Raw genomic sequence first — 18,938 nt, 5'->3', positions numbered from 1 at the left:
CTAGTGCCGCGCACTAGTTGTCCGTTGCCGCGAGTTCGCGCTCAACAGCAACCGTCAGGCGCTCTTCAATGGCCGGAACATTGATCTTCTGGATGATCTCGTTCAGGAAGCCGCGGACCACCAGGCGGCGGGCCACATCTTCCGGGATGCCGCGGGCCATCAGGTAGAACAGGTGCTGGTCGTCGAATCGTCCGGTGGCACTGGCGTGGCCGGCGCCGGCGATCAGGCCGGTCTCGATCTCCAGGTTCGGCACGGAGTCAGCGCGGGCACCGTCCGTCAGGACCAGGTTGCGGTTGGCCTCATAGGTGTCGGTGCCTTCTGCTTCCTTGCGGATCAGAACGTCACCCACCCAGACGGTGTGCGCGTTGCGGCCCTGCAGGGCGCCCTTGTAGAGCACGTTGGACTTGCAGTTGGCGACCGCGTGGTCCACGAACAGGCGCTGCTCAAGGTGCTGGCCGGCGTCGGCGAAGTACAGCCCGAAGAGTTCAACTTCCGCGCCGGGCGCGGTGAAGCGGGCCGATGGCGTGACGCGCACCAGGTCGCCGCCGAGGCTGACGACGATGTGCTTGAACTTGGCGTCGCGGCCGAGCTTGACCTGCTGGGAGGATGCGTGCACGGCGTCGTCGTTCCATTCCTGGAGCGAGATGACAGTGAGCTGCGCGCCCTCCTCAACGATGATCTCAACGTTTTCCGAGACGACGGCGGTGCCCTGGTGGTCCAGGACGACGACGGACTTGGAGAACCTCTCCGCCACGATCACGACATGCTGGGCGGCAGCCGCGGTGCCCTGGCCGGTCAGCACGACGCTGACCTCGCCCTCGGCCTGGACCTCGACGGGAACGGTGATGACGGTGGCCTCGGAAAAGTTCTCCCAGGCATTCGCGGAGACGCGGTCCTCGGGAATGGCCGCGGAGCCGATCCGGCGGTCATCGCGGCCGACGGTCTCCACGATTACGCTGTCCGGGGCCGTGACGCTCACGGACGGTGCCGCGCCGTTGAGGACCTCGGTGTGCAGTCCACGGAGGCGTTTGAGCGGGGTGAACCGCCAGTCCTCTTCCATGCCGGTCAGCGGCTTGAAGTCCGCCAGCTTGTAGGAGGTAAGGCGGCCTGCGCGTGAGCTGTCCGGAACACCGACGCCCCCGCCGTGCGAGTGGCGCTTGACGGCTTCGCCGGCCAGCGGCGATTTGGACTCCGCCGCGTTCAGCGGTGAAAGGCTTTCGCCTTCCTCGGTGAAACCGTTGATGAACGGCTGGGCTGACGGCGCGCCGATGCGCGCCTTTTCAGTAGTGATGTCAGTCATTAACCGACCGATCCTTCCATCTGCAGTTCAATCAGGCGGTTCAGCTCGAGGGCGTATTCCATCGGCAGCTCACGGGCAATGGGCTCGATGAAGCCGCGGACGATCATCGCCATGGCCTCGTCCTCGCGCATGCCGCGGGACATCAGGTAGAACAGCTGCTCTTCGCTGACGCGCGAGACCGTGGCCTCGTGCCCCATGGTCACGTCATCCTCGCGGATGTCGATGTAGGGGTAGGTGTCCGACCGGCTGATGGTGTCCACCAGGAGCGCGTCACAGCGGACGGTGTTGGCCGAGTGCTTGGCGCCTTCGCGGACCTGGACCAGGCCGCGGTAGGCAGCACGGCCGCCGCCGCGAGCCACCGACTTCGAGACGATGGAGCTCTTGGTGTTCGGGGCAATGTGAACCATCTTGGAGCCGGTGTCCTGGTGCTGGCCTTCGCCGGCGAAGGCAATGGACAGGGTCTCGCCCTTGGCGCCCTCGCCCACAAGGTAGACGGCCGGGTACTTCATGGTGACCTTGGAGCCGATGTTGCCATCGATCCACTCCATGGTGGCGTTCTCTTCGCAGATGGCGCGCTTGGTGACCAGGTTGTACACGTTCGTGGACCAGTTCTGGATGGTCGTGTAGCGGACGCGGGCGCCCTTTTTCACGATGATTTCCACGACGGCGGAGTGCAGCGAGTCCGAGGTGTAGATCGGCGCGGTGCAGCCTTCGATGTAGTGGACGTAGGAGTCCTCGTCCGCGATGATCAGCGTGCGCTCGAACTGGCCCATGTTTTCCGTGTTGATGCGGAAGTAGGCCTGCAGCGGGATGTCCACGTGGACGCCCTTGGGCACGTACACGAAGGATCCGCCGGACCAGACGGCCGTGTTCAGCGAGGCGAACTTGTTGTCGCCCACAGGGATGATGGTGCCGAAGTACTCCTGGAAGATCTCCGGGTGTTCGCGCAGCGCGGTGTCCGTGTCCAGGAAGATGACGCCCTGCTGTTCCAGGTCCTCGCGGATCTGGTGGTAGACGACCTCGGACTCGTACTGCGCGGCGACGCCGGAGACGAGGCGGCTGCGCTCGGCTTCCGGGATGCCCAGCTTCTCGTACGTGTTCCGGATGTCCTCGGGAAGGTCTTCCCAGGTGGCGGCCTGCTTCTCCGTGGACCGCACGAAGTACTTGATGTTGTCGAAGTCGATGCCGGACAGGTCCGCGCCCCAGGTGGGCATGGGCTTGCGGTCGAAGTACTTCAGGCCCTTGAGGCGGAGGTCGAGCATCCATTCCGGCTCGTTCTTCTTGGCCGAGATGTCACGGACAACGTCCTCGTCGATACCACGGCGGGCGTTGGCGCCGACGTCGTTCTTGTCGGCCCAGCCGTATTCGTAGGTGCCGATTCCATGGAGCTCGGGATTCTTCTCCAGAATCTCCGAGATCACAGTAGTTTCGGCAACCTTCTTCTCTGATAGTTGGTCCGTCATCACGGCCTTTCTTGCAGATGGTTGGATACTTCGTCCAGGCTGACCGGCGTGCTTTCGGGGCTGTGCAGCCTCGTGGCGGCCGGGCGGCCGGTAGGAATGTGGGTGGTGCAGACGTGACCGCCGCGTGCCAGGGTGGAGAGCCGGCGAACGTCGACGCCGACCAGCCGGGAGAACACTTCGGTCTCCACCTCGCAGAACACGGGGAACTGCGCGGCGAGCTGCTGGATGGGGCAGTGCCCCTGGCAGAGCTGGACGCTGGAGAGCGCCGCCGGCAGAGGTGCCTTGGCCGCGATCGAGGCCGCGGAGGCGACGAAGCCGTCGCGGCTCAGCAGCTCGGAGAGCACCTGGGCGCGGGCCGTGATGTCCGGGCCGGCCTGCTCGACAACAGGAGCATAGCGGCGTTCCATTTCGCCGAAGCGTTCGACGGCGAACTGCCGCACCGCTTCGTGCCCTGCCAGCTCGCCGAGCCGCTGCAGCGCAATGGTTGCGATGTCGAGATAGTCGTTGCCCAAGGTGGACTGGCCCTGCGAGCTGAGCACGTAGCGGCGTGCCGGGCGTCCGGCCCGGGCGCCCGCGCGGGCAACCCGCTTGACCTCGATGACGCCGTCGCGCGAAAGGTGGTCCAAGTGACGCCGCACCGCGGCGGGCGTGAAGCCGAGCAGGTCGCCGAGTTCGGCGGCGCTGATCGGTCCATGCTCCAGGACGGCGTTCAGCACGCGGTCCCGGGTGCGCTCATCGGCGTCGGCCGCATGCACCGCTGCGACCGGCGCGGAGGGCGCCTGCGATGCGCGGGTGGCACCGTGCCCGGAAAGGGCAGCAGAAGAGGAGGGGCTCATGGAATACACAACACAATCATGTCGTAATTTAGTCCCGCCTTCCAGTAAGGCATGGCTTCCCTGCGGTCCGGGGCCGGGCCCCGGCCATGCCGTACTACATCGCGTAGAATGCTTTGGTGCGATCTCCCGAATCCCCCGTTCTGTCCATCAGCGGGCTCGTCAAGGATGTTGGTCCACTGCCCACCCTCGACGGCAAGATGCTGCGGGTGGTCAGCGGCCTTTCCCTCGTCGCCGAACGCGGACAGGTCACGGCCCTCCTGGGCGCCAACGGAGCGGGCAAAACGACCACCATCGAATGCGCCCAGGGCCTGCAAAAGCGTACCGCGGGAAGCATCAGCCTGCTCGGCCAGGATCCGGACACGGCCGGCGCCGGGCTGCGTGCGCGCGTCGGGGTGATGCTGCAGGACGGCGGGCTGCCACCGTCGGCCCGGCCCATTCCCCTGTTGAAGCACATCGCCGGCATGTACCAGGATCCCTGGCCGGTCGAGGAGCTTATTGCGCGCCTCGGGATCGACAGCTTCAGCCGCACCTCAGTCCGGCGCCTCTCCGGCGGGCAGAAGCAGCGGCTGGCCCTCGCCGCAGCCCTTGCCGGCAATCCGGAGGTGCTTTTCCTGGACGAGCCAAGCGCCGGCCTGGACCCGCAATCCCGCCAACTTGTCTTCGAGCTCATCTCCGAACTCCGCGACCGCGGAATGGGGATCATCCTGACCACGCACCTGATGGACGACGCCCAGCGCCTGGCCGACTACGTCTACATCATCGACGCCGGCCGTAACGTCGCCGAAGGCACCGTCACCCAATTGCTGCAGCACCGGCTCCCGTCCGCCGGCGAACAGCACATCCGCACCCTCCTCTTCGAAGCCGAACCGGGACTGGACTTCACCGGAGTGCTGTCCGACGGCGTCGACGTCACCGAGGCGCGGGCCGGCAGCTACGCCGCCACGGGCGCCCTTACGCCCGCCGACCTGGCCGCGGTCACCGCCTGGTGGGCCGCGCGCGGGATCATGCCCAGCTCCCTGAGCCTTGAGGCGCGCAGCCTCGAGGACGTCTTCCTGGACATCTCCGGAAGGGAGATCCGATGACCCCCGTTTCCGGCACCAGGCCCGTCGGCGGTGCGCCGCATGGCCGGGGTCCGCTTGGTAGCCCAGCTCCCGGCAGCCCGCTGGGCAGCGCCCCGGCTCCCCTGTTGCGCCGGATTGTGCTGCAGGGCAAGTACGAGACCGTCACCATGCTCCGGAACGGCGAGCAGCTGATCCTGGCGGTGGTGCTTCCCCTCCTGGCGATGGTAGGTCTCACCGTCACGCCACTGCTGGACGGGCTCGGCGCAAGCCGGATCAATATCGCCGTCCCCGGCATCCTGGCCCTGTGCGCCATGTCCACGGCCTTCACCGGCCAGGGCATCTCCACCGGCTTCGACCGGCGCTACGGCGTCCTGCGGTTCCTCTCCACCACTCCCCTGGGCCGCACCGGCCTGATCGCCGGCAAGGTCCTCGCCGTGCTTGCCGTGTTGTTCCTCCAGGTGGTTGTGGTTACGGCGGTGGCCCTGTTGCTGGGTTGGCAGCCCGAGCCCGCGGGCTGGCTGCCGGGCCTGGCCCTGCTGGTGCTCGGGGCCGCGTCCTTCACGGCGCTCGGCCTGCTGGTCGCCGGGACGGTCCGGCCGGAAGCGACCCTGGCCATCACCAATTTGCTGTGGATCCTGCTCGGGGCGCTGGGCGGGATCGTGATTCCGGCCGAACGGCTGCCGGCGCTGGCGCAGGCCGTGGTGCATTTCCTTCCCTCCGGTGCGCTGGGTCAGGCCCTGAGGGACGCATTCCTGCACGGCAGTATCAACGCTGCGGCCGTGCTTGTCCTGCTGTTCTGGACGGCCATCGCCGGCGGCGCAGCAACCCGTTGGTTCAAATGGAATTGAGAATACTGTGAGTACGGTGTCACGCCCACCCCGGATCGTCTCCGGGATCACCTCCCGGCTTCCTGTCACCGTCGACAAGACGGTCAAGCGGCTGGCTGTCTTGTCCCTGATCGGCCAGACGGTGCTCGTGGTGACCGGCGGGGCGGTGCGGCTCACCGCCTCCGGCCTCGGCTGCCCCACGTGGCCGCGCTGCACGGATGCCTCGCTCGTGAACACCCCGGAAATGGGAATTCACGGCATCATCGAGTTCGGTAACCGCCTCCTGACCTTCGCGCTGGCCGCCGTCGCCGTTCTGATGCTGGTGTACTTGTGGAACCTCCGCAAGGAACGCCGGGACCTGTTCCTGCTGGCCCTGGGGCTGCTCGCCAGCATCCCGGCGCAGGCGGTGATCGGCGGGATTACCGTCCTGACCCAGCTGAACCCGTGGGTGGTGGGCCTGCACTTCCTGGTCTCCATGGCCCTCGTTGTCCTCGCCACCCTGATGGTCAACCGCGCCTACGGCCGCACTGGAAGGTTCCGGACCGCCGGGCTGGACGCGTTGCCGGGTGCCGCCCGTCCGGTGATGACCGCCGTCGCGCTGTTCTCCGCCGTCGCCGTCTGCCTGGGCGTCGTGGTCACCGGGGCGGGTCCGCACGCTGGCGACGCCGACGCCCCCCGGAACAACCTGGACTGGGATCTGTTCTCGCACATCCATGCCGTGCCTGCCTATCTGATAACGGCCGGGGCGCTGTTCGGCGTGTTCCTGGTGATCCGCGGGCGGATCTCCGGGCCGTTCCGGAGCGCCGTCTTCCTGCTGGTGGGCGTCACCTTGCTTCAGGCGGCCATCGGATTCACCCAGTACTACAACGGCATCCCTGCGCTGCTCGTGGGAGCGCACATGCTGGGCGCGGCCCTCCTGATGAGCGCAGCGACCAACACCGCGGACCTGGCCCGGCATAGCCCGGTGAAATAGCCCCGCGGTAACGTTAAGCCCCAACGCCAGGTCTTATCTACAGTCAGGAATGTATTCATGGTGGTCTTTCCCACGCGCCGGGTCGTCGCCGCGGCAGCCATCGCCGGGGCGCTCTCGCTCTCAGCCTGCACTGCTCCTGCTGCGCCGCCGGCCGGCAGCTCCAGCGCGGCATCCTCAACGGAAGCAGCGTCGTCCAGTCCCGGGTCGGCATCCGAACCGGCCTCTGCGCCGGGTTCCGAGGCGGCTTCCGAGGCGGTTTCCGAGCCCGCGTCGGAGCCTGCGCCCGCAGCGGCCGGGCCCGAGCCGGTGCCGTATAACCCGCCACAGGGCGGCTTCGACGTCAGCGACCCCGCCGCCACGCAGGCTGTCCTGGCGCAGAACTTCATCGCGGAGCTGGTGACGAACCAATACAGCCTCTCCGGTCAGTGGGTCGCGGACGGCGGCTCCCACGCCGCCACGGCCAGGCTCTGGGAGAACCGCCTCAGCGACAACCTCAAAGCTAAGCTGACCGCCGCCGGCAAGGACGCTGACGTCTCCGCATTCGGCGCCTGGGCTGTTATCGCACTGCCCGGACCGGACAGCACCGAAGCGGTGAAGGCCTCGCCGACCTGCGCCGCCGCGGTGGAGCCGCACTGCCTGCTCATCCAGGAGACTGGTGGCGAGGAGGGGTCCATGACGCAGGCGGGAGGCCCTCGGCTGGAGACCATGGACCAGTCGGTACCGAACCGGGTCGCCTTCACCTACGACGTCTCCATCCCGGTCTCCTTGACCGGGAAGGGGAACGCTGAAGGAGTGATGAAGGGCGTGCTGAAGGTCGACCTGAGCTACGTGCCGAACCCGAATCCTGCCGCGGGCGGCCCGGCATTCCTGATCGACTCCATCAAGAATGAACTGACCGGAACCACGACGGACGTGCTGGCGAACACCCCCGGCCTGATGTTCGAGTCGTACTAGGCACGGCACCTACCGGGCACGGCACATAGACAAAGAAGGCCCGGCAGTCCCGGTGGGACGGCCGGGCCTTTCGCTGTCCGCAGCTTCCCGGGCGCCGGCTTTCCGGGCTAAACGAAAGACGCTCCCTCCCGGCCGGGAAGGGAGCGTCTGTCGAGGCGGCGCGGGAGGCCCTAGCCCCCGACGATGGCGGAACCGACAAACGGGTCCACGGCCACGGCGATGAACAACAGGGTCAGGTAGCTGATGGAGCCGTGGAAGACCTTCATGGCGCCCTTGTTGGACACGTCCCCGCCCTGGGCACGCTTGTACAGGGCGTGCGACTCGTACAGGAACCAGGCGCCCGCGGCGGCGGCGGTAACCGTGTAGACCCAGCCGGCGCCGCCGGCCGGAATCATCAGCAGGGAACACGCCACCATGGCCCAGGCGTACAGGACAACCTGCACCGAGACGACCTTGGCTCCGGCGATGGCGCCCAGCATCGGTACGTTGGCGTTCCGGTAATCCTCGCCGTAGCGCATGGAGAGCGGCCAGTAGTGCGGCGGGGTCCAAAGGAAAATCACCATGAAGAGTACGACGGCGGGCCACTCCACGGTGTTGGTAACGGCTGCCCAGGCAATCAAAACCGGGAAACAGCCGGCGGCTCCGCCCCAGACAATGTTCTGCGCGGTGCGGCGCTTGAGGATCATGGTGTAGATGACCACGTAGAAAACGATGGCACCGAGGCCGAGCCAGGCCGAGAGGGGGTTGGCTCCGAACCAAAGAATCGCGATCGCCGCGGCGCCCAGCAGCCAGGAGAAGACCAGCGCCTCACGGGGTGTGACTTCACCCGTCACCAGCGGCCGGTTCTCGGTGCGGTGCATGAGCTTGTCAATGTCCCGGTCGATGTAGCAGTTGAAGGCCCCGGCGCTGCCGGCGGCGAACGCGCCGCCGACGAGGGTTGCCAGGATCAGCCCGATGGACGGGAACCCGCGCTCCGCATAAATCATGGTGGGCAGCGTGCTCACGAGCAGCAGCTCGATGACGCGGGGTTTCGTGAGCGCCAAGTAGGCCTTTGCCTTGCGGGAGAAGCCGATCTTTCCGGAGATCGGAGAGGCATTCAGCGGCGTATCGGTTGTGCTCACGATGGCAGTCACTCTGTTCTGTCTGGCTGTTCAGTCCGGCTGGTTTCGCAACGCACGTTGCATTTCGGAGGGGTCCACGCGCAACGTACAGGCGTGTCCTCGTCCCCCTGGTAGCCACGAACCATCATACCGTGGCCCCACGGCGGCCGGGGTCCGCCGGAAAGGCCGCAGGTTTCCGGCAGGTAAACGCTCTCTCACCGGCGCCGGGGCGGATGGTGATTCATATAAGCGGTATTCCGGTCCAATTGGTGAGATATACGGCGCCGGACGGTTGGAATAGGGCTAAGCTACTTGCAGATCAGCGCGCACGGGCGGCATTCGGTGTGCCGGCCCGGACCGGCTCAGGTGTGAGTTTGCACACCGGCTGTTGCCCAGGCGGCTGAATGATAGATCAACGTTTCGATGGTGAACGGCTGGTACGTACCTCAGCGGGCATCGAACTGTGCCCGGACGGAACTGCCCAGCCCACCCGCCATCAGCACAGAGAGGGGCCCGGTTTTCGTGCCACATTTGGAAGAGCAAGAACTGTCATGGACCAGTTTGGATCAGCGTGCGGTGGACACAGTCCGCGTGCTTGCTGCGGACGCTGTGGAGAAGGTCGGTAACGGCCACCCCGGCACCGCGATGAGCCTGGCTCCGGCCGCCTACCTGCTCTTCCAGAAGCTGATGCGGCATGACCCGAAGAACCCGGACTGGCTGGGGCGCGACCGCTTCATCCTCTCCCCCGGCCATACCTCCCTCACGCTGTACATCCAGCTGTTCCTCTCCGGCTACGGCCTGGAGCTGAAGGACCTGCAGGCCCTGCGCACCTGGGGCTCGCTGACCCCGGGCCACCCGGAGTACAAGCACACCGCCGGCGTCGAGATCACCACCGGCCCGCTGGGCCAGGGCCTGGCCTCCGCGGTCGGCTTCGCTTACTCGCAGCGCCGCCAACGCGGCCTGTTCGACGCCGACGCCGCAGAGGGTGCCAGCCCGTTCGACCACACCATCTGGGTGATCGCGTCCGACGGCGACCTGCAGGAAGGCGTCACTTCCGAGGCGTCCTCGCTTGCCGGGCACCAGGAACTCGGCAACCTCGTCGTGATTTACGACGAGAACCACATCTCGATCGAGGACGACACCGATGTCGCGTTCACCGAGGACGTCCTGAAGCGCTACGAGGCCTACGGCTGGCACGTCCAGCGCGTCGACTGGACCCGCACCGGCGAATACAAGGAGGACGTGCAGGAACTGCACGCCGCCCTCCTGGCCGCGAAGGCCGAAACGAACAAGCCTTCCATCGTGTCGCTGCGGACCATCATCGGTTACCCGGCACCGAAGAAGCAGAACACCGGCAAGATCCACGGCTCGGCGCTGGGCGCCGAGGAAGTCGCGGCACTGAAGAAGGTCCTGGACTTCGACCCGGAGCGTTCCTTCCAGGTTGACGACGACGTCCTCGCCCACACCCGGGCAGCGCAGGAGCGCGGCGCGGCCGCACGCGGCGAATGGCAGGAAGCGTTCGAGGCATGGCAGGCCGGCAACCCCGAGGGCGCCGCCCTTCTTGAGCGCGTCGAGGCCCGGAAGCTTCCGGCCGAACTCGAGGCCGCCCTGCCGGTCTTCGAAGCCGGCAAGGACGTCTCCACCCGTGCCGCGTCAGGGAAGGTCCTGAACGCAATCGGCCCGGTCATGCCCGAACTGTGGGGCGGCTCCGCAGATCTCGCCGAATCGAACAACACCACGATCGAAGGCTCGCCGTCGTTCATCCCGACGTCCCGGTCCACCGCGGCCTGGAAGGGCAACCCCTACGGCCGCGTGCTGCACTTCGGCATCCGTGAACACGCCGCGGCGTCGATCGTGAACGGCATTTCCCTGCACGGCCGCACCCGCGCCTTCTCCGGCACGTTCCTGATCTTCAGCGACTACCAGCGCCCGGCCATCCGCCTCGGCGCGCTCATGGGCGTGCCGTCCCTGTATGTCTGGACGCACGACTCGATCGGCCTCGGCGAAGACGGACCCACCCACCAGCCGGTGGAGCAGCTCGCCTCGCTCCGGGCCATCCCGGGCCTGGACGTCGTCCGCCCCGGCGATGCCAACGAGGTAGCCGCGGCCTGGAAGGTCATGCTGGAAAACCACGAAAACCCTGCCGGCATCGTGTTGACCCGGCAGAACATCCCGACGTACGCCCGCGGCACCGGTGACGCCGAGGGCAACACGTTCGGCTCCATCGCCGGCGTCGCCAAGGGCGGGTACGTCCTGGCCGAAGCCTCCGCCGACGGTGCCACCGCCGAGCCGAAGGTCATCCTGATCGGCACGGGCTCCGAGGTCCAGCTCGCCGTCAATGCCCGGGAAGCCCTGCAGGCCGAGGGCATTCCCACCCGCGTCGTGTCCATGCCCTGCGTGGAATGGTTCAACAAGCAGGACGCCGCCTACCGTGAGGCCGTCCTGCCCGCCGCGGTCAAGGCACGCGTTTCGGTTGAAGCCGGCCTCGCGCTGGGCTGGAAGGAATTCGTCGGCGACGCCGGCCGTTCCATCTCCCTGGAGCACTTCGGTGCCTCCGCCGACTACAAGCGCCTCTTCCAGGAGTTCGGCATCACCGCCGACGCTGTCGCCGCGGCCGCCAAGGAATCCCTCGCCGGCCTCTCCGCCTGATACAAACCTCGTTTTCCGGGCCGCCGCCCCAACTGACGGCGGCGGCCCCAGACTTTCAGGAGCTTCACATGACTACCACCCCCACCCAGCAGCTTTCCGACGCCGGCGTTTCCATCTGGCTCGATGACCTCTCCCGCGGCCGCCTCGCCACTGGCACGCTGCGCAAGCTGATTGAAGAGAAGAACGTCGTCGGGGTCACCACGAACCCGAGCATCTTCCACGCGGCCATCACCACCGGCCACGACTACGACGCCATCATCGCCGCCAAGGCCGCCGCCGGCGCCAGCGTCGAGGAGACCGTCTTCGCGATCACCACCACCGACGTCGCCGACGCCTGCGACCTGTTCGCTCCGGTCGCCGCCGCCACGAACGGCGTCGACGGCCGCGTCTCGATCGAGGTCGACCCCCGCCTCGCCTGGGACACCGCCGGCACCATCGCCGAGGCCAAGGAACTCCACGGCCAGGTCAACAAGGAAAACGTCCTGATCAAGATCCCGGCCACGCTCGAAGGCCTCGAGGCCATCACCGCCACCATTGCGGCCGGCATCAGCGTCAATGTGACCCTGATCTTCTCCCTGGAGCGCTACCGCGCCGTCATCAACGCATTCCAGTCCGGCCTCGAGCAGGCCAAGGACAACGGACACGACCTCTCCAAGATCCACTCCGTGGCCTCCTTCTTCGTCTCCCGCGTGGACTCGGAAATCGACAAGCGCCTCGACGCGATCGGCACTGACGAGGCCCGCGCCCTCAAGGGCAAGGCCGGCGTCGCCAACGCCCGCCTCGCCTACCAGGTCTACGAGGAACTCTTCGCCACCGAGCGCTGGGCAGTCCTGGCCGAAGCCGGCGCGCTCCCCCAGCGCCCGCTGTGGGCCTCCACCGGCGTGAAGGACCCGGCGTACCCGGACACCCTCTACGTCACGGAACTCGTCGCCCCCGGCGTCGTCAACACCATGCCGGAGAAGACCCTCGACGCCACCTTCGACCACGGAACGGTCACGGGCAACACCATCACCCGCGGCTACGCGGACGCCAACGCCACCCTCAACGCGCTCGACGCGCTGGGCATCTCCTACAACGACGTCGTCGCGGTCCTGGAATCGGAGGGCCTCGACAAGTTCGTCGCCAGCTGGAAGGAACTGCTCGCCGACGTCGAGGGCGCCCTTGCCGCCGCACGGAAGGACGCCTAGTCCACTATGACGACTCTCAGCTACGACGCCACGGGCGCTGCCCGCCAGGCCCACGAACAGCACCTCCCGGCACTGCTGGCGGACAAGGTTGCCACCCGGATCTTTGCCAAGGACGCCACCCTCTGGGGTCCCGACGCCGAGGCGGAGTCTTCCGTCCGGCTCGGCTGGGTCGAGGCTGCCACCGTCTCGCAGCCGCTCGTTGCCGACATCCTGGCGCTCCGCGACGCCCTCCGTTCCGAGGGCGTCAGCCGGATTGTCCTGTGCGGCATGGGCGGATCCTCGCTGGCCCCCGAGGTGATTGCCGGGACCGCCGGCGTCGAGCTGACGGTGCTGGACAGCACCGACCCCGAACAGGTCGCGACCGCGCTGGCGGACAGGCTGACGGAGACTGCGATCGTGGTGTCCTCCAAGTCGGGCTCCACCCTTGAAACGGACTCGCAGCGCCGGATCTTCGAACACGCCTTCACCGAAGCCGGGATCGACGCCAAGAGCCGGATCATCATCGTCACCGATCCCGGTTCGCCGTTGGACAAGTCCGCCCGTGAGGCCGGCTACCGTGCCGTCTTCAACGCCGACCCGAACGTCGGGGGCCGCTACTCCGCCCTCACCGCGTTCGGGCTGGTGCCCTCCGGTCTGGCCGGCGTCGACATCCAGGCCTTCCTGGACGAGGCCGAGGAAGCCGCCGAGGTCCTCAATGACGATTCCGCGGAGAACATCGGGCTGGCCCTCGGGGCCGCACTGGGCGGCACCAACCCGCTGCGCAACAAGATCGTCATCGCAGAGGACGGCTCCGGCATTGCCGGCTTCGCCGACTGGGCCGAACAGCTCATCGCGGAGTCAACCGGGAAGCTCGGTACCGGCGTGCTACCGGTCGTCGCCGGACCGGCGTCGCCGGAGGCCACGCTCGGCGCTCCCGACGTCCTGGTGATCCGCCTCGTCGCCGCGGATGCCGACGTCGAGCTCGGCGAGAACGAGGTCGCCATCGCGGGCGGGCTCCCCACCCAGATGATGGCCTGGGAGTTCGCCACCGCCGTGGCCGGACGGCTGCTCGGCATCAACCCCTACGACCAGCCCGACGTCGAGGCCGCGAAGGTCGCCGCCCGCGGGCTGCTGGACGCCCAGCCGGAGCCGACACCGGCCGCCTTCACGGACGGTGCCATCGAGGTCCGCGGCGGGGAATGGCTGGGCGGCGCCGCCACGGCGGCCGAAGCCGTCAGCGCACTGCTGGGCGAACTCCGCCCGGACAGCTACCTGAGCGTCCAGGCCTACTTTGACCGCCTCGCCTACGCACCGCTGGAAGGTATCCGGGACCAGCTGGCCGCGCACAGCCAGCGCCCGGTCACCTTCGGCTGGGGTCCGCGGTTCCTGCACTCCACCGGGCAGTTCCACAAGGGCGGACCCGCGATCGGCGTGTTCCTGCAGGTGACGGCAGCAGCCGAAACCGACCTTCCGATCCCGGGTCTTCCCTTCAGCTTCGGTGAACTGATCTCCGCCCAGGCCGCCGGCGACGCGCAGGTCCTGAGCGAACACGGCCGTCCGGTCCTCCGCCTGCACCTGACGGACCGCGCCGCCGGCGTGCGGCAGCTACAGGAACTGGTCGCGGCCCTGGCCGGCCAGGCAGTATCCTCCACCGAAAGCTAAGGCACCCACGAACCATGCCAGAAACCTACAACGGCGGCAGGAATTCCTCGGGCCGGGCGCAAAACCCGCTCCGGGATCCCCGAGACCGCCGCCTCAACCGCATCGCTGGGCCGTCGTCGCTGGTCCTCTTTGGTGTCACCGGGGACCTCGCCCGCAAGAAACTCATGCCGGCGGTCTATGACCTCGCCAACCGCGGGCTGCTGCCGCCGAGTTTTGCCCTGGTGGGCTTCGCCCGGCGTGAGTGGGACGATGACGACTTTGCCGCACAGGTGAAGCACTCCGTCATGGCGTACTGCCGCACGCCTTTTGACGAATCGGTCTGGGAACAGCTGTCCGAGGGCATTCGGTTCGTCCAGGGCGAGTTCGACGACGACGACGCCTTTGAGCGGCTCGGCAAGACGCTCTACGAGCTGGACGAACATCGTGGAACGCGGGGCAACCACGCGTTCTACCTGTCCATCCCGCCGAAGGCGTTCGAGCTGGTCTGCCGCCAGCTCTCGAAGCACGGGCTCGCCCAGGCGGAGGGCGACACCTGGCGCCGCGTGGTCATCGAAAAGCCGTTCGGTCACGACCTCGAGTCGGCCCGCCAGCTCAACGACATCGTGGAGTCGGTGTTCCCGCAGGACGCGGTCTTCCGGATCGACCACTACCTCGGCAAGGAGACGGTGCAGAACATCCTGGCGCTGCGCTTCGCCAACCAGCTCTTCGAGCCGCTCTGGAACGCCAATTACGTGGACCACGTCCAGATCACCATGGCCGAGGACATCGGCACCGGCGGCCGGGCAGGCTACTATGACGGCGTGGGCGCAGCCCGCGACGTCATCCAGAACCACCTGCTGCAGCTGCTGGCACTGACGGCCATGGAAGAACCCATCTCCTTCAACGCGGATGACCTCCGCGCCGAGAAGGAAAAGGTCCTGGCCGCCGTCCGGCTTCCCCGGGATCTGTCCAGCCATTCGGCCCGGGGCCAGTTCACCGGCGGCTGGCAGGGTGGTGAGCAGGTGGTGGGCTACCTGGAGGAAGAGGGCATTCCTGCCACCTCCAAGACCGAAACGTTCGCGGCGATCCGGGTGGACATCAACACCCGCCGCTGGAGCGGTGTGCCGTTCTACCTCCGGGCCGGAAAGCGGCTGGGCCGCCGGGTCACGGAAATCGCCGTGGTGCTCAAGCGCGCCCCGAACCTGCTCTTCACCGACCACGGCGAGGACGACTTCGGCCAGAACGCCGTGGTGATCCGGGTGCAGCCCGACGAGGGCGCCACGATCCGTTTCGGCTCCAAGGTCCCGGGCACGCAGATGGAAGTCCGCGACGTCACCATGGACTTCGGCTACGGCCATTCCTTCACCGAATCCAGCCCGGAGGCCTACGAACGGCTCATCCTCGATGTGCTGCTGGGCGAGCCGCCGCTCTTCCCCCGGCACCAGGAGGTCGAGCTGTCCTGGAAGATCCTGGACCCGTTCGAGGAGTACTGGGCCGGGCTGGCGGAACAGCCGGAACCCTACGCCCCCGGAAGCTGGGGACCCCCTTCCGCCGACGAGCTGCTTGCCCGCGACGGACGAACCTGGAGACGGCCATGATCGTAGATCTTCCCGATACAACGACGTCCAAGATCTCCAAGGAGATCATGGCCCTGCGCGAGCAGGGCGGTGTGATTGCCCTGGGCCGGGTCCTGACCCTCGTGGTCGTCACCAAGTCCGGGCTGGAGGAGGAGGCGATTGAGGCCGCCAACGAGGCCAGCCGGGAGCACCCCTGCCGGATCATCGTGCTGGCCGACGCCGGGGCCGCGGCCCCGACCCGCCTGGATGCCCAGATCCGCGTCGGCGGCGACGCCGGAGCTTCCGAGGTGATCCTGCTCCGCGGCTACGGCGAACTTGCGGAGGAAAGCGAGTCCCTCGTGGCTGCGCTCCTGCTGCCGGACGCGCCGATCGTGGCGTGGTGGCCGCACGGAGCTCCGAAGAACGCCTGCGAGACATCGATCGGCCGGATCGCGCACCGCCGGATCACCGATTCCGCCAACGAACCGGAACCGCAGGCCGCCCTGGACAACATCCGGCGCACCTACAAGGCCGGCGACACGGACCTTGCCTGGACCCGGCTGACGAACTGGCGCATCCAGCTCGCCGCGGCCCTGGACCAGGTGGACGACTCACCGGTGACGGCAGTCGCCGTCGAAGGCGCCTCCGATTCCCCCAGCACGATCCTGCTCGCGGCATGGCTCACGCTGGCGCTGGACGTTCCGGTCACGATCGTGGCGGATCCTGCGGGTACGGGCATCCGGCGGGTGCGCCTGAGCCGCTCCGGCGGTGACATCCAGTTGTTCCGCCCGGCACTGACGGTGGCCGAACTGACGCAGCCTGGTCAGCCCGCGCAGCGCATTTCACTGCCGCGCCGGAACCTCAAGGATTGCCTGGCCGAGGAGCTCCGCCGGCTGGATCCGGACGAAGTGTTCGGTGAAGTGATTACTATGGGACTTCCACGCACGAATCTAAGGAGTGTCCGTCCCAGTGAGCGCTGATCCCAGAGTAAGCATCCATCCCGACTCGACCGTTCTGATGGCTGCGATCGCGGCCCGCCTGATAACCAAGCTAGTGGATATCCAGGACAGGCACGGCGAGGCGACTGTGGTACTTACCGGCGGCACGATGGGAATCGGTTCGCTCAAAGCGGTGGCAGACTCACCGGCGGCCCCGGCCGTCGACTGGTCGAAGGTCAATTTCTGGTGGGGCGACGAACGGTTTGTCGCCGCCGACGACGCCGAGCGCAACGCGCGCCAGGCGCAGGATGCGTTGCTCGCTCACATCCCGGTGGATCCCGCGCGCGTGCACGTGCCGGGAGCGGCGGAGGAATTCGGCAGCCCGGAAGAGGCCGCCGAAGACTATGCCCGCCGGCTCGCCGATGCCGCGGCGGCAGAGCACGCCGCCGACATGTCGGACGACCGGCCGGAGAACCCGGGCAGGCTCCCCCGCTTCGACATCGTCCTGCTGGGCGTGGGACCTGATGCCCATGTGGCGTCCCTGTTTCCCGAGCAGACGGGCATCCGCGAGAAGGAGCTCACCGTCGTGGGTGTCCGCAGTTCGCCCAAGCCGCCGCCGGGCCGGGTTTCATTGACCCTGCCGGCGATCAATACGGCCCTGGAAGTGTGGATGGTCGTGGCGGGCGAGGACAAGGCCGGCGCCGTCGGGCTGGCACTCGCCGGCGCCAATCCGGTGCAGGTTCCGGCGGCCGGACCCCGGGGCCGGAACGAGACGCTGTGGCTGATCGATGAAAACGCGGCCGCACGGGTTCCGGCGCAGCTAGTCCGGAAGGGTCCGTCCGGCTCGTAGCCGCTCCAGCGCTCCGGCCAGCACGTCTTCGGCGTCCTGGCTGGAGCGCCGTTCTTTAACGTATTCCAGGTGGCTCTTGTACCCTTCCATCGGGGTATCCTCCAGGCCGAACTGCGCCCCATCCCGCGTGGCTGTGCAGCCGCAGCGGCGGCAGTCCCAGACGCCGGGGATCTGGTCCTCGGGCATCTGGGCGAATACGAGTGCAGTCTCGTGGCCCTTGGCGCACCGGTAGGAGATGCGCATACGCGGCTGGCGCACGCCAGCCCCGTCCAGTGGCTCGTGGCGGGGTGCGGCCCCTTCGGTCGCACCCACGCGGATGCCCCTGAAACCGGAAGCAGAATGCAGCATCGGGAACTCCTGGCTACTGGACTGTATAAATCGTGCTTGTGGATTGTGCTTGCAATCCAGCGACAGTGTAGTTCGGAGTTCCCGATGCCGGGAGGGCCATAAGGGCCCGATATGAAGTTTTTGCGCGTGGTCCTAGGAATCTGCTCCCGTGCTGAACCGCATCAGCAGGCCGAGGGCGATGATCACCGCGCCCCAGGTGATACCCAGGATGATCGTGAAGCGGTTGAGGTTCCGCTCCGCAACACCGGACGAGCTGAGTCCGGAACTCATGCCGCCGCCGAACATGTCGGACAGGCCGCCGCCGCGCCCCTTGTGGAGCAGGATGAGCAAGGTCAGCAGGAGGCTGGTAATGCCCAGGAGGACCTGCAGAATGACATGAAGAACGTCCACGACGGCCTTTCAGAAGAATTGGATTGCGGGGGCCAGGCTGTGTCCGGACTAATCCGTCAGCAAATGACTCTCGAACCTGACAATATTAGCAAACTCGGCAGCGTCCAGGCTGGCACCGCCGACCAGCAACCCATCCACGTCGCGTTCCTTAAGAATTGCCGCCGCGTTGTTGGCCTTGACCGAACCGCCGTAGAGCAGCCGGGTCTTGGCGGCGACGTCCGCGCCGAAGAGCGTGGTCAGCTCCGCCCGGATCGCGGCGCACATCTCCTGCGCATCCTCCGGTCCGGCAACCTCGCCGGTGCCGATGGCCCAGACCGGTTCGTAGGCGACTACCAGTTCGGCGGCCTGCTCGGGGTTGAGGCCGTCCACGTCGGCGCGGAGCTGGGCGAGGGTGTGCTCGACGTGGGTGCCGGCCTGGCGGACCTCCAGGCCCTCACCGACGCAGAGCACCGGTGTCACGCCATGGCGGAAAGCGGCTTTCGTCTTGGCGTTCAGCACTTCGTCGGTCTCGTTGTGGACGGTGCGTCGTTCGCTGTGGCCTACGAGGGCGTAACGGCAGCCGAGTTTCGCGAGGAACTGCCCGGAGACGTCGCCGGTGTAGGCACCGGAGTCGAACTGGGAGAGGTCCTGTCCACCGTAGGCAAGCTCCAGCTCGTCGCCCTGGACGAGGGTCTGCACGCCGCGGAGGTCCGTGAACGGCGGAAAAACGGCCACCTCCACCCGGCTGTAGTCGTGCTTGGCGTCGGACAGGGTCCAGGCCAGCTTCTGCAGGAGGGTGATGCCCTGGACGTGGTCCATATTCATCTTCCAGTTGCCTGCGATGAAGGGCTTGCGGTCGAACTTGCCGTTCGTTGACGTGGTCACATGGTCTCCAAAAAGAGGTGCG

17 protein-coding genes are annotated in these 18,938 nt (G+C 67.3%); 10 read left to right on the top strand and 7 right to left on the bottom strand.

The features are described from left to right. Positions 1–13: 13 nt before the first annotated feature. From sufD to OM977_RS09640, 3 genes are read right to left on the bottom strand one after another with little or no spacing between them, the layout of a single operon-like run. Complete coding sequence (sufD, locus tag OM977_RS09650) at positions 14–1,300, bottom strand: Fe-S cluster assembly protein SufD (protein WP_264357258.1); 1,287 nt, start codon at positions 1,298–1,300, stop codon at positions 14–16. Continuing rightward, positions 1,300–2,763, bottom strand: a complete 1,464-nt coding sequence (sufB, locus tag OM977_RS09645) for a Fe-S cluster assembly protein SufB (protein WP_264357257.1) — start codon at positions 2,761–2,763, stop codon at positions 1,300–1,302. Before sufB ends, sufD begins: the two co-directional genes overlap by 1 nt. After that, complete coding sequence (locus OM977_RS09640; RefSeq protein ID WP_442960727.1) at positions 2,763–3,599, bottom strand: helix-turn-helix transcriptional regulator; 837 nt, start codon at positions 3,597–3,599, stop codon at positions 2,763–2,765. Before OM977_RS09640 ends, sufB begins: the two co-directional genes overlap by 1 nt. A 116-nt stretch (positions 3,600–3,715) precedes the next feature. Here OM977_RS09640 and OM977_RS09635 point away from each other — a divergent pair, with 116 nt between their 5' ends. The 4 genes from OM977_RS09635 to OM977_RS09620 are packed head-to-tail and all read left to right on the top strand — an operon-like array spanning position 3,716 to position 7,414. Continuing rightward, entirely contained in the window at positions 3,716–4,681 is a 966-nt protein-coding gene (locus tag OM977_RS09635; protein WP_264357255.1) for an ABC transporter ATP-binding protein, read from the top strand. Continuing rightward, a complete protein-coding gene (locus OM977_RS09630; protein WP_264357254.1) occupies positions 4,678–5,508 on the top strand; it encodes an ABC transporter permease in 831 nt (276 codons plus the stop codon). Before OM977_RS09635 ends, OM977_RS09630 begins: the two co-directional genes overlap by 4 nt. A 7-nt stretch (positions 5,509–5,515) precedes the next feature. After that, positions 5,516–6,460 (top strand): COX15/CtaA family protein, encoded by a 945-nt coding sequence (locus OM977_RS09625; RefSeq protein ID WP_264357253.1) that lies wholly within the window; start codon positions 5,516–5,518, stop codon positions 6,458–6,460. A gap of 57 nt (positions 6,461–6,517) precedes the next feature. Further along, positions 6,518–7,414 (top strand): hypothetical protein, encoded by an 897-nt coding sequence (locus OM977_RS09620; RefSeq protein WP_264357252.1) that lies wholly within the window; start codon positions 6,518–6,520, stop codon positions 7,412–7,414. A gap of 170 nt (positions 7,415–7,584) precedes the next feature. Here the strand turns inward: OM977_RS09620 and OM977_RS09615 are convergent, their stop codons facing one another. Beyond that, a complete protein-coding gene (locus tag OM977_RS09615) occupies positions 7,585–8,547 on the bottom strand; it encodes a heme o synthase (protein WP_264357251.1) in 963 nt (320 codons plus the stop codon). A gap of 498 nt (positions 8,548–9,045) precedes the next feature. Between OM977_RS09615 and tkt the strand changes: the two genes are divergently transcribed. The 6 genes from tkt to pgl all read left to right on the top strand — a co-directional run bounded on the left by tkt (position 9,046) and on the right by pgl (position 17,314). After that, on the top strand, positions 9,046–11,163 hold the full coding sequence (tkt, locus tag OM977_RS09610) for a transketolase (RefSeq protein WP_264357370.1): 2,118 nt from the start codon (positions 9,046–9,048) through the stop codon (positions 11,161–11,163). A 68-nt stretch (positions 11,164–11,231) separates the two neighbouring features. Further along, positions 11,232–12,350, top strand: coding sequence for a transaldolase (tal, locus tag OM977_RS09605; protein WP_264357250.1), 1,119 nt, complete (start codon positions 11,232–11,234; stop codon positions 12,348–12,350). 6 nt (positions 12,351–12,356) lie between these two features. Then, positions 12,357–13,991 (top strand): glucose-6-phosphate isomerase, encoded by a 1,635-nt coding sequence (locus tag OM977_RS09600; protein WP_264357249.1) that lies wholly within the window; start codon positions 12,357–12,359, stop codon positions 13,989–13,991. Between the two features lie 14 nt (positions 13,992–14,005). Beyond that, positions 14,006–15,568, top strand: coding sequence for a glucose-6-phosphate dehydrogenase (gene zwf / locus OM977_RS09595; RefSeq protein WP_264357248.1), 1,563 nt, complete (start codon positions 14,006–14,008; stop codon positions 15,566–15,568). Continuing rightward, positions 15,565–16,506, top strand: coding sequence for a glucose-6-phosphate dehydrogenase assembly protein OpcA (locus OM977_RS09590; protein ID WP_264357247.1), 942 nt, complete (start codon positions 15,565–15,567; stop codon positions 16,504–16,506). Before zwf ends, OM977_RS09590 begins: the two co-directional genes overlap by 4 nt. A 37-nt stretch (positions 16,507–16,543) precedes the next feature. After that, the gene (gene pgl, locus OM977_RS09585) at positions 16,544–17,314 is read left to right on the top strand and encodes a 6-phosphogluconolactonase (RefSeq protein ID WP_264357369.1); all 771 of its coding nucleotides are present in this window, start codon (positions 16,544–16,546) and stop codon (positions 17,312–17,314) included. Here the strand turns inward: pgl and OM977_RS09580 are convergent. The 3 genes from OM977_RS09580 to tpiA all read right to left on the bottom strand — a co-directional run bounded on the left by OM977_RS09580 (position 17,285) and on the right by tpiA (position 18,916). Continuing rightward, positions 17,285–17,662, bottom strand: coding sequence for an RNA polymerase-binding protein RbpA (locus tag OM977_RS09580; protein ID WP_264357246.1), 378 nt, complete (start codon positions 17,660–17,662; stop codon positions 17,285–17,287). The two genes, pgl and OM977_RS09580, sit on opposite strands and share 30 nt — an antisense overlap. A 132-nt stretch (positions 17,663–17,794) precedes the next feature. Further along, complete coding sequence (secG, locus tag OM977_RS09575) at positions 17,795–18,052, bottom strand: preprotein translocase subunit SecG (protein ID WP_264357245.1); 258 nt, start codon at positions 18,050–18,052, stop codon at positions 17,795–17,797. A gap of 48 nt (positions 18,053–18,100) precedes the next feature. Next, positions 18,101–18,916 carry a triose-phosphate isomerase gene (gene tpiA, locus OM977_RS09570; RefSeq protein WP_264357244.1) on the bottom strand — a complete coding sequence of 272 codons (816 nt, stop codon included), beginning with the start codon at positions 18,914–18,916 and terminating at the stop codon, positions 18,101–18,103. Between the last annotated feature and the right edge of the window lie 22 nt (positions 18,917–18,938).

The sequence above is a fragment of the Pseudarthrobacter sp. MM222 genome, assembly GCF_947090775.1.
Taxonomy (GTDB): domain Bacteria; phylum Actinomycetota; class Actinomycetes; order Actinomycetales; family Micrococcaceae; genus Arthrobacter.
This window is presented reverse-complemented; position numbering and strand designations above follow the sequence as displayed.

Coding starts and splice junctions, on each gene's coding strand:
- sufD (WP_264357258.1), bottom strand. CDS start 1,300: ATGACTGACATCACTACTGAAAAGGCGCGCATCGGCGCGCCGTCAGCC.
- sufB (WP_264357257.1), bottom strand. CDS start 2,763: ATGACGGACCAACTATCAGAGAAGAAGGTTGCCGAAACTACTGTGATC.
- OM977_RS09640 (WP_442960727.1), bottom strand. CDS start 3,599: ATGAGCCCCTCCTCTTCTGCTGCCCTTTCCGGGCACGGTGCCACCCGC.
- OM977_RS09630 (WP_264357254.1), top strand. CDS start 4,678: ATGACCCCCGTTTCCGGCACCAGGCCCGTCGGCGGTGCGCCGCATGGC.
- OM977_RS09620 (WP_264357252.1), top strand. CDS start 6,518: ATGGTGGTCTTTCCCACGCGCCGGGTCGTCGCCGCGGCAGCCATCGCC.
- tal (WP_264357250.1), top strand. CDS start 11,232: ATGACTACCACCCCCACCCAGCAGCTTTCCGACGCCGGCGTTTCCATC.
- OM977_RS09600 (WP_264357249.1), top strand. CDS start 12,357: ATGACGACTCTCAGCTACGACGCCACGGGCGCTGCCCGCCAGGCCCAC.
- zwf (WP_264357248.1), top strand. CDS start 14,006: ATGCCAGAAACCTACAACGGCGGCAGGAATTCCTCGGGCCGGGCGCAA.
- OM977_RS09590 (WP_264357247.1), top strand. CDS start 15,565: ATGATCGTAGATCTTCCCGATACAACGACGTCCAAGATCTCCAAGGAG.
- pgl (WP_264357369.1), top strand. CDS start 16,544: ATGGCTGCGATCGCGGCCCGCCTGATAACCAAGCTAGTGGATATCCAG.
- OM977_RS09580 (WP_264357246.1), bottom strand. CDS start 17,662: ATGCTGCATTCTGCTTCCGGTTTCAGGGGCATCCGCGTGGGTGCGACC.